Annotated in this window: 11 protein-coding genes and 1 pseudogene; 10 read left to right on the top strand and 2 right to left on the bottom strand. The window is 43.5% G+C overall.

All coding sequences use genetic code 11. The features are described 5' to 3' along the window. Window positions 1–356 precede the first annotated feature (356 nt). Entirely contained in the window at window positions 357–764 is a 408-nt protein-coding gene (locus tag AC0VXX_RS09135; protein WP_475516860.1) for a LexA family protein, read from the top strand. A gap of 12 nt (window positions 765–776) precedes the next feature. Further along, entirely contained in the window at window positions 777–2,048 is a 1,272-nt protein-coding gene (locus AC0VXX_RS09130) for a Y-family DNA polymerase (RefSeq protein WP_475516859.1), read from the top strand. Between the two features lie 1,818 nt (window positions 2,049–3,866). On the opposite strand, the gene AC0VXX_RS09125 is transcribed toward AC0VXX_RS09130, so the two are convergent. Both AC0VXX_RS09125 and AC0VXX_RS09120 read right to left on the bottom strand, forming a co-directional pair. Continuing rightward, window positions 3,867–5,186 (bottom strand): tyrosine-type recombinase/integrase, encoded by a 1,320-nt coding sequence (locus AC0VXX_RS09125; protein ID WP_475516858.1) that lies wholly within the window; start codon window positions 5,184–5,186, stop codon window positions 3,867–3,869. 296 nt (window positions 5,187–5,482) lie between these two features. After that, entirely contained in the window at window positions 5,483–5,986 is a 504-nt protein-coding gene (locus AC0VXX_RS09120) for a hypothetical protein (RefSeq protein ID WP_475516857.1), read from the bottom strand. 266 nt (window positions 5,987–6,252) lie between these two features. Between AC0VXX_RS09120 and ccoN the strand changes: the two are divergent. From ccoN to AC0VXX_RS09080, 8 genes and pseudogenes are all read left to right on the top strand, one after another. Continuing rightward, window positions 6,253–7,680: pseudogene (ccoN, locus tag AC0VXX_RS09115) on the top strand (cytochrome-c oxidase, cbb3-type subunit I). A gap of 12 nt (window positions 7,681–7,692) precedes the next feature. After that, window positions 7,693–8,298, top strand: a complete 606-nt coding sequence (gene ccoO / locus AC0VXX_RS09110) for a cytochrome-c oxidase, cbb3-type subunit II (RefSeq protein WP_475516856.1) — start codon at window positions 7,693–7,695, stop codon at window positions 8,296–8,298. Between the two features lie 15 nt (window positions 8,299–8,313). Further along, window positions 8,314–8,481 (top strand): cbb3-type cytochrome oxidase subunit 3, encoded by a 168-nt coding sequence (locus AC0VXX_RS09105; protein WP_475516855.1) that lies wholly within the window; start codon window positions 8,314–8,316, stop codon window positions 8,479–8,481. Window positions 8,482–8,483: 2 nt separating this feature from the next. Continuing rightward, complete coding sequence (gene ccoP, locus AC0VXX_RS09100; RefSeq protein WP_475516980.1) at window positions 8,484–9,452, top strand: cytochrome-c oxidase, cbb3-type subunit III; 969 nt, start codon at window positions 8,484–8,486, stop codon at window positions 9,450–9,452. A 109-nt stretch (window positions 9,453–9,561) separates the two neighbouring features. Beyond that, a complete protein-coding gene (locus tag AC0VXX_RS09095; RefSeq protein WP_475516854.1) occupies window positions 9,562–10,041 on the top strand; it encodes a FixH family protein in 480 nt (159 codons plus the stop codon). A 7-nt stretch (window positions 10,042–10,048) separates the two neighbouring features. Then, window positions 10,049–12,448 (top strand): heavy metal translocating P-type ATPase, encoded by a 2,400-nt coding sequence (locus AC0VXX_RS09090; protein WP_475516853.1) that lies wholly within the window; start codon window positions 10,049–10,051, stop codon window positions 12,446–12,448. Beyond that, complete coding sequence (gene ccoS, locus AC0VXX_RS09085) at window positions 12,445–12,627, top strand: cbb3-type cytochrome oxidase assembly protein CcoS (protein WP_110457887.1); 183 nt, start codon at window positions 12,445–12,447, stop codon at window positions 12,625–12,627. The genes AC0VXX_RS09090 and ccoS overlap by 4 nt, the downstream gene beginning before the upstream one ends. Then, window positions 12,624–13,316 carry a sulfite exporter TauE/SafE family protein gene (locus AC0VXX_RS09080; RefSeq protein ID WP_475516852.1) on the top strand — a complete coding sequence of 231 codons (693 nt, stop codon included), beginning with the start codon at window positions 12,624–12,626 and terminating at the stop codon, window positions 13,314–13,316. The genes ccoS and AC0VXX_RS09080 overlap by 4 nt, the downstream gene beginning before the upstream one ends. Window positions 13,317–13,343 lie beyond the last annotated feature (27 nt).

Here is a 13,343-nt window from a genome sequence, read left to right as displayed (position 1 = left end):
ATTAACTTCAGTGTAAACAGCGGTCACACAAATGACAGCAGTCATTTACTCAATTAAGGCCATATTATTAACAAATTGGTTTGTTTGATTATTTTTCATACTAAAAATAATCTATTCCCTATGATTTATAGCGGATCCTTTAAAGAGAATATGCCAGTAGGTGATACTTAAGTGAATGATCCAGATAAAAATAGCGTCATCTTCACGCCACACACAACTCATGCATAACTTATTAGCCTGCTGAATGACATTACTCGTTGTCAAACTTAACCCCGCTGATAAATAAACTTGCGCCTTTGTACCTGGCTGCTAAAATAACTGTGTTTATATACAGTATATTTTATTGGGTCTTATCTATGCGCGTTATTCCTTTTCCAGCCAGTGCTGGCATTACTGGATTCGAAAGCCCTGCGGCTGAGTATTGCCAATTAGGCTTAAGTTTAGATGAACTACTGATCGTACATCCCAACGCGACTTTCATCGGGTTGGCACAGGGGGATTCAATGCAAGGCGTCGGCATTTTTGATGGTGATGTGATTATTGTTGACCGCCATGAATGCGCCCGCAGTGGCGATGTCATAGTGGCCAACTTTAATGGTGAGTTTGTCTGTAAAATCATCGACATCCAGCGACGTTTGTTGCTGTCATGTAACCAACACTATCAACCTATTAGCATTCACGAGCACGATATTTTTAATATCGAAGGCGTTGTCACTCGATCGATTCGTTGTCACCGTCAAAGCCCACAACTGGTGGATCATTAAGGTGGTGTTTTTATGTTTGCCTTAATCGATGCCAACGCGTTTTATTGCAGTGCCGAGCAGGTTTTTCGTCCCGATTGGCGCGGTAAACCTATCGTAGTATTAAGTAATAACGATGGGTGTATTGTTGCCGCAAATCGACAGGCAAAAGAAGCCGGCATCCAAAAATTTGTACCTTATTTTAAAGTGAAATCATTGTGTGAGCAGCGCGGGGTCATTGCCTGCTCGTCCAACTATGAGTTGTATGCTGATTTATCCAATAAAATGATGAATATCATTGGCCGTTTTGCTCCTGAGCAGCATGTGTATTCGATTGATGAATCATTTCTTTCCTTTAAAAAGAGTTATCCGGCAATTCCATGCCTACGAACCCAAGGCCAACTCATCCGCCGTACCGTTTGGAAAGAAACCCGTTTACCGGTTTGTGTTGGTATGGGCGAAACCATGACATTGGCGAAAATCGCTAATCATGCCGCAAAGAAAATTGAATGCTATCAAGGAGTTTGTGTTATCGATAGCGAGCAGGAACGTGTGGCCATTTTAACGCAATTGGCAGTGAGTGATGTATGGGGAATTGGACGGCGGCTAAGTAAACGGCTGCAATTAATGCAAATAACCACCGCATATGAACTTGCCACTATGCCACCAGGCGCCGCTCGTAAACAATTTGGTATCGAGGTTGAGCGCACTGTGCGAGAACTCAACGGCCAGGTATGTAAAGTGTGGGATGAAGCGCGAGCTGATAAGCAGCAGATCTTCTCCACCAGAAGTATGGGGCAACGCATTTGCGATAAGTCATCGTTATTACAAGCCTTAAGTAAACATGTTGCCATTGCTGCAGCAAAAGCGCGTAAGCAAGGCTTATGTTGTCAAACCATGCTGCTATTTGCCAATAACTCTCCCTATGACGACCAACCCACAGGATTTAAAACCACTGGCTTTAAAGCCTTAGTCGAGTTGCCTTGTGCCACCAATTGCAGCGTTGAGCTAACCAAAGCCATGACCCAAGCGGCACATAAGTTATTTAGGGAAGGGGTGCGGTATTACAAAATTGGCATAGGGTTACTTGATTTAACCAGTGACAAATACTGTCAGCTCGATTTATTTACTGTCTCAAAAGCCAATTTACCCCTCATGCAAACCTTAGATGGTATTAATCAACGTTATGGAACCGATGCAGTATTTCTTGCCGCTCAAGGTATTCAACCCAAATGGATAATGCGCCGTGACTTACTCACACCACAATACACCACCAAATGGCACTCAGTACCGCAGATAAAATGTTGATATATTCTAGCAATATGACTACGGACATCCGTAGTGTCGAAATATATATCCAACCATTGAGTATCCAGTCGATAGTTTAAATTTCCCCGTCAATAACTTTGGCAGCCTTGAGTTTAAATGTTTTGGACTAATTATCAGAAAATTGTCACAGCAGACGAACCATCTAGACATCGTTAAGGCATGACAAGCAATGCCGACGAGCGCAGGAGAAATGACGCGCCAATGCCGATAAGTATCATTAGTGGCACTTCTATATCCTCACACACATAGCTGCGCACAATGTATATTATGTTAAATGAGGTGTGCGGATGTGGAAAGCTTCACTCAATTTCAGACTCCTCTCATTCCAATTAAGGTGATTAATTACCAATGCCTTGAATCATGGGTCGATAGCTAGCGCTTTTATGTACATCAACATCGTCCAGACATAATTATCGTAGCGTCCTATAACGTCCTAGAATGAAACTGCTTTTTATCGCTTTAGACTGTCAAGCAACGTAACATTGAGTATTGAGCGTTTAGATAGACCCATTTAGATAGATCAATGCTACTGATAATCGTCTGGTACCATGAATCATTAACTGAATCACTGCTCGGTAGTTATCCGCTGAGGTCACATTTGTTGAATACCGCAGACTAGTTATGAACGTATGCAATGCCTAAAGCACCTCTAATCAATTTCGTTTAACAGCATTTGTTGCCCTCAACACTGTAGTGAACGTTAATCGGTTGGCACTCAACTGAGTGCCAGGACACATTTTCAACGCGTCGCTACGTGAAATCTAGCCTAGGTAGACCCGCATTGATTTGTTTTATGCGCGTAGCGCCGCCTGAATTTTAAGCTATTAAACCTTTTTATACCGATATAGCTAGTCAATGACGTTAACACTCACAGTGTTGAGCGATTAATGAGAGTTATCGTTTGACTATGACACGCAAATAAGCTGAGTTTAGAAAGCATTAAAATAAGCCATAAATAAGCTTACCTTACGATTTAAAGTGTGACCGTTGAATCAATTACAAGGTTTCACTGATGTAGTGATAACCACTATTTCATACTTTTCAGGTTGATGCCTTACAAGCTAACATTAAAGATGATCGGTAATGTATTTTATTAATGATGACACTAATGTTAATAATTAAAGCCTACAAAATAGGTTGAGAAAGTCACGGAATAACGGAATAATAGTTGTGAACACAACCCCTTTTCACATTGACCTTTAATGCCGATAAGTATCATTATCGGCATTAAAATATTGGTTAAATATGGTGTAAACTTTTCTTATAATAAGCATCAAGTTCAGATGCATAGCAGATTCAAGTAAATGAATTAAAGGTGATGAACAGTACAGAAAATGTTTACCGCTATGAGTTTAAGCAGATTTGTTTTATTAATTTTTATTGAATCAACATTTTTAGCCGTAATGAGAAGGTTTACGTATAAACAATATGTAACTCTACAAGAATATTTGCGTGGATGTCATTTAAGTGGGTAATACCCTGCCCGCTCAAATAGTTATTCATTACTCTGTGTGGAACAATAAGATCCTCAAACTGAATCGAAAAAGTAAGGTCATGTTTATTTTATAAGTTTGAATAACCTTCGTTGTAACCTCTGACTAATAAGGCATACAAGCGTATAATTAGACTGCCCTAGCCCTCAAAAAAGCTCTCGCAATATACTCTAATTACGACTCAGAATATCTGTGCGATATCAACCATGCAGTCAGGTACAAATGACTTAGAACCATAGATGAAACGGCTGACTGCCTGACTTTGCCGCCTAAACCACCAACACAACTCCCCTTGTCATTTACCTTATTTTATTCCCGATAAGGTATCTATTGGTTTATTCGCCGCACTTTGGTGGCGATCCGATTGACTGGTGTGTAAATATTGCGATGTGGTATCAATACTTTCATGTCCGGCATCGGCTTGTACATGTGATAACGGTCTGCCGTGTAAATTAATATCGTGGGTGATCCCGGTATGACGAATGTTATGTACACTCAATAATCGCATCGCTTTGGCATCTTCTATCATACCGTCAGCTTCGGCGCAGTCGGCACTATACTCGATAATTTTTTGCACTTCTTCCCTCACCTGGCGAATACCAAGATTAGCGTTGATCAGTCCGCTTTCTCTACCTCGGCCAGCAGCGCGATGACGTACAAATAGTGGTGTTTGTTCATTAGAACTTGGTAGATCGCTTAAACCTAAATATTGTCTGTATTCGATTAATGCAGTGAGTATTGCATTGGATAAAGGCACTGAACGCTGCTTGCCGCCTTTGCTTTGCGGGATATTAAAGCGCCAAATACCCGTCTGTTTATTTTGAGTAAATTGCCCCATGATGGGGCTATATCCCGCCCTTGCGCTGACATCTGATACTCGTAAATAGCAAGAGTAGATGAGCTTAATTAAAAATAAACTGCGTTGATGAGTCTCTGGTGAGGTTTGGGCAAGCCCTTCAACACTGCTAATGACATATGACCATTGCAGTTCGGTAAAAGCCAAGCTGTCGATATCGTCTTGATTGACTAAAAATTTATGCTTTTTAGCAAATCGCGAGTGATTCAGCCAAGCCTGCGCTGGATTGCGCTCACAATAATCCTCGGCCATTAAAAAACCATAGTAAGATGACAAAATCGCCATTTTGGTTTTTAAGGCATTGTCACTCAGCTCATAAATCTGCTCGACGCCAAGTTGCTTTTTACCGACAAAGGGTCGCCAAAGCGGATTAGGTAGACGCTGCCCCGTTGCTTTATCAAGTTTAAATTGCGCCACATTATAATAGCCAATAAGCGCTTTAGGGGGCTGCTGGCAATAGGCTACAAACTTGTCGATATCTCGGCGTGAGATCTGCCCGGGTGATTGCTTAACCACATCAAAACACCAATGTAAAAAGCAGCTGAGTTCACTACGGTAACTTTTATAGCTGTTTTCATTGTCGCGCAGAGAAAATAATAGGTCGCAAGAGAGCTCATAAATAAAGCCCGCATCTTCAATGCCATTTATGCTCAATGCAGTGATATGTTGATTGATAATGGGGTTGCCTTGCTCGAGAAAGTCTTTTGACTCAAATAATGGCAATACATTAGGCAATGATGTGATTGATGGAGCGTGATTGTTTGGCATTAGCAAATTACTTGGAGAGTATACCGATTGATACCGCTAATTTTATCATGATTAATGCATTTAATAGCTTAATTTAATTAATCAATTCGAGTATTTAGATTAAACGGAAAACATTGAATCAAAGCTTTACACAGGACAATAAGGTTATCGTGCTTTACTTACCCAATATTAAATCCCAACAGCAAGTTAGTTTAATAAACAGCCTCGATACGCAGCTTAAAACGAACAAGGATGGCCTGATCTTATGTTTCGTCGTTAGCCGTACTCATGATGATGGCCAATCGACAAAAAATGGATTAGCGTGGATTATCGACAGCGTGATTGTCGGCTAAAAAGTCGAACATAACATGCTGTTGTTGCTCAGCGACACTAAAGCTTACAAACATCCGCCAAACCATGTAATTACTGCTACATGAGCCATAGATTAACGTGCCTTTATAGCTGCTTTTGTCGTTTTCAGTTAAATTTAAAGGAATAACCCCCATAAACATATCTCTTCCTTCAACGCGTGCGCTCAATAATTTTACGGGTTTAGAGAAGGTTAATGAAACGGCTAAGGGCTGTTCACTTGGCGTCGAACCTGGTGAAATGCTTAAGCTGACATCAATGTCATTTATTGTTTGTTGACAAGGTTTTTGGGCAAACTGACATAAGGTTTGGTCTACGGTAAATGCAGCTATTTGTCCTGTTTCATCACCCTTTACAACACTATTATTAGGCTCGGAGCATGCACTTAATAAAAGCGTGCTAAGTAGGCTAATGACGGTAATGTTAATGCGAGTTATTTGCTTGTGTAGCACAATTTTTAACCTTTTGAATCATGGTGTTTACATTCTATACGTGGACTTTGATCTGGATCAATGTTGTACTCCGCATAATTCCTATCTTTTTTGATATTGCTCAAGTATCATTGCGATACTTAACATTAATTTGCATTAATGTTGAGCAACACGTTGACTCAATCAAGTTTGTTTCGTAGGAAGCAGGCTTGTTAACGTCATTTTCTAACGGGTAAAGTGTCGCTTTACTCTAACAATAAGTACAAGTAATAAGCAGTGGAAGCAATATGATGAATCATTCCCAGCCTCAAGGCGCTGATTACAATTACACCGTTGTCCGCCAATTCGCATTAACCACAGTTTTGTGGGGAATCATTGGTATGTCAATCGGTGTATTGATCGCGGCCCAGTTAATATGGCCACAACTGAACTTTGATACTCCATGGCTAACGTACAGTCGTCTTCGACCACTGCACACTAACGCTGTGATTTTCGCGTTCGGTACTTCAGCACTTTTTGCAACATCTTACTATATCGTTCAGCGCACCTGTCAAACCCGTTTATTTGCACCTAAGTTAGCTGCATTTACCTTCTGGGGATGGCAAGCCATCATTTTATCAGCCGTGATTACTCTGCCACTGGGTCTAACCAGTAGCAAAGAGTATGCTGAATTAGAATGGCCTATCGATATCGCTATTGCCGTCGTTTGGGTAACATATGCGATTGTATTCTTCGGTACTATTGTAAAAAGAACAACCTCGCACATTTATGTCGCGAACTGGTTCTTTGGTGCCTTCATTATTACGGTAGCCGTGCTGCATATAGTTAACTCTATGGCGATACCTGTGAGCATGTTCAAATCATATTCACTCTACTCTGGCGCAGTTGATGCCATGGTACAGTGGTGGTATGGACACAACGCGGTAGGCTTCCTATTAACGGCTGGTTTCTTGGGGATGATGTATTACTTCGTACCTAAGCAAGCGGGTCGTCCGGTTTACTCATACCGTTTATCTATTGTTCACTTTTGGGCATTGATTGCATTGTATATTTGGGCCGGTCATCACCACCTTCACTACACTGCTCTGCCTGATTGGACACAATCACTGGGTATGGTGATGTCGCTTATTCTATTCGCGCCTTCTTGGGGTGGTATGATCAACGGTATCATGACTCTATCAGGTGCTTGGCATAAGTTAAGAACCGATCCTATCCTGCGCTTCCTTGTGGTTTCATTGTCTTTCTATGGTATGTCTACCTTCGAAGGCCCAATGATGGCGATTAAGACTGTTAACGCCCTTTCTCACTACACTGACTGAACCATTGGTCACGTTCACTCTGGTGCACTGGGTTGGGTTGCAATGGTGTCAATTGGTTCGTTATATCACTTAATTCCTTCTGTTTATGGTCACGGCCGTATGTACAGCACTAAGTTGATCAACGTACATTTCTGGTTGGCAACTATCGGTACCGTACTTTACATCGTATCTATGTGGATCTCGGGTGTGATGCAAGGTCTAATGTGGCGTGCAGTTAACTCTGACGGTACCTTGACCTACAGCTTTGTTGAAGGTTTGGAAGCATCGTATCCATTCTACTTTGTTCGTTTCTTAGGTGGCGTGTTCTTTGTGACTGGTATGCTGTTAATGGCATATAACGTGTTCAAGACCGTAAAAGCACCAAAAGAATCTTTGCCAGCACTTGCTGAAGCATAAGGGGTAGATTAGATGAAATTTAATCATGAGATAGTTGAGAAAAACATCGGTCTGCTAGGCATCTTTACCGTTATTGCAATTAGTTTCGGTGGCTTGGTACAGATCACTCCTCTACTTTTTCAAAAAGATACCACTGAACCTGTCGATGGATTACGCCCTTACACAGCGCTAGAGCTTGAAGGCCGTGATATTTATATCCGCGAAGGTTGTGTTGGTTGTCACAGTCAAATGATCCGTCCATTACGTGCAGAAACTGAACGTTATGGTCACTACTCTGTAGCGGGTGAGTCAGTGTGGGAACACCCATTCCTTTGGGGTTCTAAGCGTACTGGTCCTGATCTTGCTCGTGTAGGCGGACGTTACAGTGACAAGTGGCACGAAGTGCACTTAATCGATCCTCGTGCTGTGGTACCTCAGTCAAACATGCCTGGGTTCCCATGGTTAGCAGAAAACGTACTTGACGGTAAGTTAACTGCTCAAAAGATGGAAGTGTTCCGTGGTTTCGGTGTGCCGTACACTCAGGAAGATATCGACAATGCCAAGAAGGCCGTTGAAGGTAAAACTGAGATGCAGGCAATAATTGCATACCTACAGTCGCTAGGTCACGCACTGAAATAAATTGGAGGCATAAATATGGATTACGGCACAATACAAGGGATTATCACCATTGTTGTTATGTTGACGTTTGTCGGTATTTTTGCGTGGGCTTATAGCGGTCGTCGTAAGAATCAATTTGACGAAGCCGCTAACCTTGTTTTCTCGGATGACGAGAAAAACAAGGACTCAGGAGAGCATAAGTGATGATGAGTAGCTTCTGGAGTATTTGGATTACCGTACTCACAATCGTGGTAATCGCAGGATGTTTTATCCTATTAAGACTCGTCTCTAAAAACACTACTGGTGTTGAAGAAGGCAAGTCAATGGGCCATGCCTTTGATGGTATTGAAGAGCTCAATAACCCACTACCTAAGTGGTGGAGTTATATGTTTTATCTCACAATCGTTTTCGGTGTGATTTACCTCGCTCTTTACCCAGGTTTGGGTAACTACAAAGGCTTACTCGGCTGGTCAAGCTCGAACCAAAGCATTGGTACCGAGAATGGTATTAAAGCTGATTCTGCCGCCGCTATTGAACTAGCAGCAAAAGAAGGTCGCTGGGTGCAGTATGACCAAGAAGTGAAGAAAGCCGACGAAAAATTTGGTCCAATCTTCGCGGCTTACCTTGCAACACCGTTAGAAGAATTAGTTAAAGACGAAGAAGCATTGAAAGTCGGTGGTCGTCTCTTCCTACAAAATTGTGCACAGTGTCATGGTAGTGACGCCCGTGGTAGTACTGGCTTCCCTAACCTGACAGACAATGCATGGTTGTACGGTGGTGATTTAGCGACGATTAAAACGACGCTAATGAATGGTCGTCACGGTATGATGCCACCTAAAGGCGGTTTACCTATCGATGATAGCGAACTTGAAGGATTAGCTGAGTATGTGGTTAAGCTTTCTGGTCGTGAACACGACGCCGCACTGGCAGCTCAGGGGCAAGGCTCATTCATGAAAGGCTGTTTTGCCTGTCATGGCATGGACGGTACTGGTAACAAGTTTATGGGTGCCCCTAACCTGACTGACTCTGCTTGGTTATACGGCGGTAGTCGTGGCGTGATCGTTGAAAGCATCAAAAACGGCCGTTCTGGTGTCATGCCAGCATGGAAAGACGTTTTAGGTGAAGAGAAAGTTCACGTGATCACTGCTTACGTTTATAGCTTGTCAAACAAGTAGTTACATATAAGTAACATTAAGGCCTCGAGATGATCGGGGCCTTTTTTTTAGCTGTGCTTTTACTCAATTATCGGTAAAATGAGCCCAACAAATTCAACAGGTAGTTTTCATGAATACACCGCAAGCTTGGTATAAACAATTTTGGCCTTGGTTTCTTATTATTTTGCCCTTGTGCGCCGTCATCGCCAGCGTTAATTTGCTGATGGTGGCCATCGATACCCAGGACTCGCTCGTGTCTGAGGATTACTATAAAGATGGTAAAGCCATCAATATGGATCTGCGTAAAATTAAGCATGCCAAACAGTTAGGTTTACAGTTTGAGATGTTAGTTAATGATGATGAAGTCCGCATTGTGCAGCACGGCGGTGAAGTGTATTTAGCGGCATTGAGTGTATCGTTTTTTCACCCCACCCTAAAGCAGCGCGACTTTAGCCAAATTACAACAGCCGATGGCAATCAGGTTTACCGTATCAAGTTAGCCGAACCTATCTCTGGTGCCTGGGAAGTACGCCTCGAAGGATTCGATCAAACCTGGCGCATTCAACAACGTCTTGATCTTAAAGACGATGCTCAGTACTGGCTAAATTAGTTTTCACATGAATATCCTTGAGTGTTTTCATTGCAGTGAGCCAGTATTAACTGGCTCGCAGTTTGTCACCGTTATTGATAATACCCCGCAACCCATGTGCTGTCCGGGTTGCCAAGCGGTATCAAAGGCAATCATAGACGCTGGCTTGAGTAATTATTACCGCTACCGTACTGAGCCTGGCAACAAACAAACGGCACTGGTGCCTGAAGCACTCAGCGCCAACTCAGCTTTTGACCTTAAAGAGGTACAACAAGATTTTGTCCATCATCAGGACAATATCAGTCAGGTTTCATTGACCATAGATGGCATTACCTGCGCAGCATGTGCATGGTTGATAGAACATAAGTTAAAGCCGGTCGATGGAATAGTGAATATCGCAGTCAACACCACTACAGAACGAGCCTTGGTTACTTGGGACCAAAGCCGTATTAAACTCAGTGAGATCCTCAATTTAATCAGTAATATCGGCTACCAGGCAGCGCCTTATCAAGTCGATGATGAAGAGATCCAAACCAAAAAAAATAGCCGTAAATTTTTATTAAGACTCGGGTTAGCCGGCTTTGCCACCATGCAGGTGATGATGTTCGCTCTCGCCCTCTATTCAGAATATTTTACCGTTCTTGATGTCGAATATCGCGACTATTTCCGCTGGGTAAGCATGATGTTTGCCGCGCCAGTGGTGTTTTACTCGGCGCAGCCTTTCTATTTTAGTGCCATTCGCTCCATGCTATCGGGGCGGTTAAATATGGACGTGTCAGTGTCCATTGCCATCTGCGGTGCCTATATTGCCAGTTGTATTGCTACTGTCAGCGGTCAAGGTGAAGTTTATTTTGAATCGGTCAGCATGTTTACCTTCTTCTTGCTGCTGGGACGCTACCTTGAACAGAACGCGCGCCAAAAAGCGTCAATCAGCTCCAATAATTTACATAAACTGATCCCCTTAACCGCGCATTTAGTTGATGCTGACGGCCAGCACAGTGAAATTCCGGCGAAACGTTTGCGCATTGGCGACATTATCCTCATTAAACCGGGTGAAGCCATTAGCGCCGATGGCGATATTATTGAAGGCTGCAGCAGTGTTAACGAAGCGATGTTAACTGGCGAGCAGATGCCCGTGACTAAACGAGTGTCTAGCCAAGTATTTGCTGGCACTATCAATGTTGACCACCCAATTAAGGTGCGCGTCACTGCCATCGGGCAAGATCAGTTAGTCGCTGAGATCATTCGTCTGCAAGAAGCCGCATCCAACAATAAACCCACAGTCGCGCTTCACGTTGATACCATCTCTAATTACTTTACTTGGACGATTTTAATTATTGCCTTGTTAACTTACTTAGTGTGGAAGGCCTATTGGCCTGAAGATGCTTTTTGGGTCACCTTATCGGTACTGGTGGCAACCTGTCCCTGCGCGCTAGCGCTTGCAACCCCCACTGCGGTCACTTGCGCTACCGGATTATTTACCCGAATGGGAGTCGTGGCACGTAAACCTGGAGTGTTTGAAAAACTGCCGCTAATTAATCATGTGGTATTTGATAAAACCGGTACCCTCACCTGTGGCAGCCTGACGGTGGCTAACACTCGGTTACACAGTGACATTAGCCAAACGCAAGCATTAGCTTTAGCGGCGGCCTTAGAGTCCACCTCACTGCACCCTATTGCTCGTGCCTTTGAACGTTATCGCGCCGATGATATTCGGGTCGATAATGGGCGTAATCTTGCAGGTTGTGGCATCGAAGGAATGATAAATCAGCAGCACTATATTATTGGCAGTGCCGATTTTATACACCAGCGTCTTGGTATTGACTGTCCTCATAGCGCGCAGCAATGCGTATACCTCAGCCGCGATAAACAGCTCATTGCCAGTTTCGAATTGATTGATAACATTCGCCCCGATGCCTTAGCAACCGTTAACAAGCTACGCGGATCGGGCTGCAAGGTGAGCATTGCCAGTGGCGATAGCTCGGCTCATGTTGATGAAGTGGCTCAAGCCATGGGCATAACCGATGTGCATAAAGCGCTTAAGCCGCAGGATAAACTACGCCTAATTGAACACTTGCAACAAACACAACAAGTGGCCATGTTTGGCGATGGCATTAACGATGCACCTGTATTAGCCGGCGCCAACTTATCCGTTGCCATGGGCAGCGGCGCTGCCATAACCAAAAATAGTGCCGACCTCATTTTATTGAGCGATCAACTGGCCCGCTTTACCGATGCGATGGCGATTGCCAAGTTAACAGGCAAAATCATTAAACAAAATCTCCTCTGGGCGTTGGGCTACAACTTATTTATTATTCCGTTAGCGGTCACAGGTCACGTTGTGCCCTATATTGCAGCCATCGGAATGTCGGCCAGTTCACTTATTGTCGTGGCGAACAGCCTTAGACTATTGAAGGTACGAGTATGAGTATTATCTATGTATTAATTCCCATTGCGATGTTGTTTGTGCTTATCGCCGTGGGGATTTTTTTCTGGGCAGTAAAATCTGAGCAGTTTGATGATCTTGATCGCCAAAGCGTATCAATTTTGTTTGATGATGACGTCAAGCCGTCAACGCCAAAAGACGATGAGAGCAAACCGCAGTGATCGATTTTACGGTTACCGGTGCCTTTTTGGTGGGGTTAATGGGCGCAGGTCATTGTATCGGTATGTGCGGTGGGCTCGTGGGGGCGATATCACAGCAGATGCCAACGCAAACTAAAGGCAATGTACTGGTTGGTAAACTGCAATTTATTGTCAGTTATAATGCCGGACGAATCCTCAGTTATACCCTAGCTGGCGCCTTAATTGGTGGCTCGGCCAGCTTACTCAGTACCCTGTTTAGTTTAGATATCTATTTGCTGAGTATGCGTATTTTAGCCGGAGTCATGATGATTGCTACCGGATTATATATCGCCAAAATCTGGTCTGGCGTTGTGCAAATCGAGCGGCTCGGAAAACGGGTTTGGCAAGTATTAGGCCCCATAGCCAATCGGTTACTGCCCATTAAAAGTTTAAAACAAGCTTTTGTGGCCGGCTTAATTTGGGGATGGTTACCTTGCGGCTTGGTTTACAGCACCTTAACCTGGGCAGTCGCGGCGAATTCGGCGCAACAAGGGGCCCTTATCATGGCGGCGTTTGGACTAGGCACCCTGCCAGCGCTATTCAGTGCTGGTGTCGCGGCGCAAGTTTTTGCCCAGTTCGTGTTACAAAGCTCGGTGCGTATGATCAGCGGCCTTTTGTTAGTTGGCTTTGGTATACACACTTTGTATATTGCAATTGCGCAGCTAAACTAGCTCACACTATTAAATTAGTTTAACATG

Source organism: Shewanella sp. QJM3NY_23 (genome assembly GCF_056173105.1).
The sequence above is the reverse complement of the archived record's forward strand: the minus strand, read 5'-3'. Positions and strand labels throughout refer to the sequence as shown.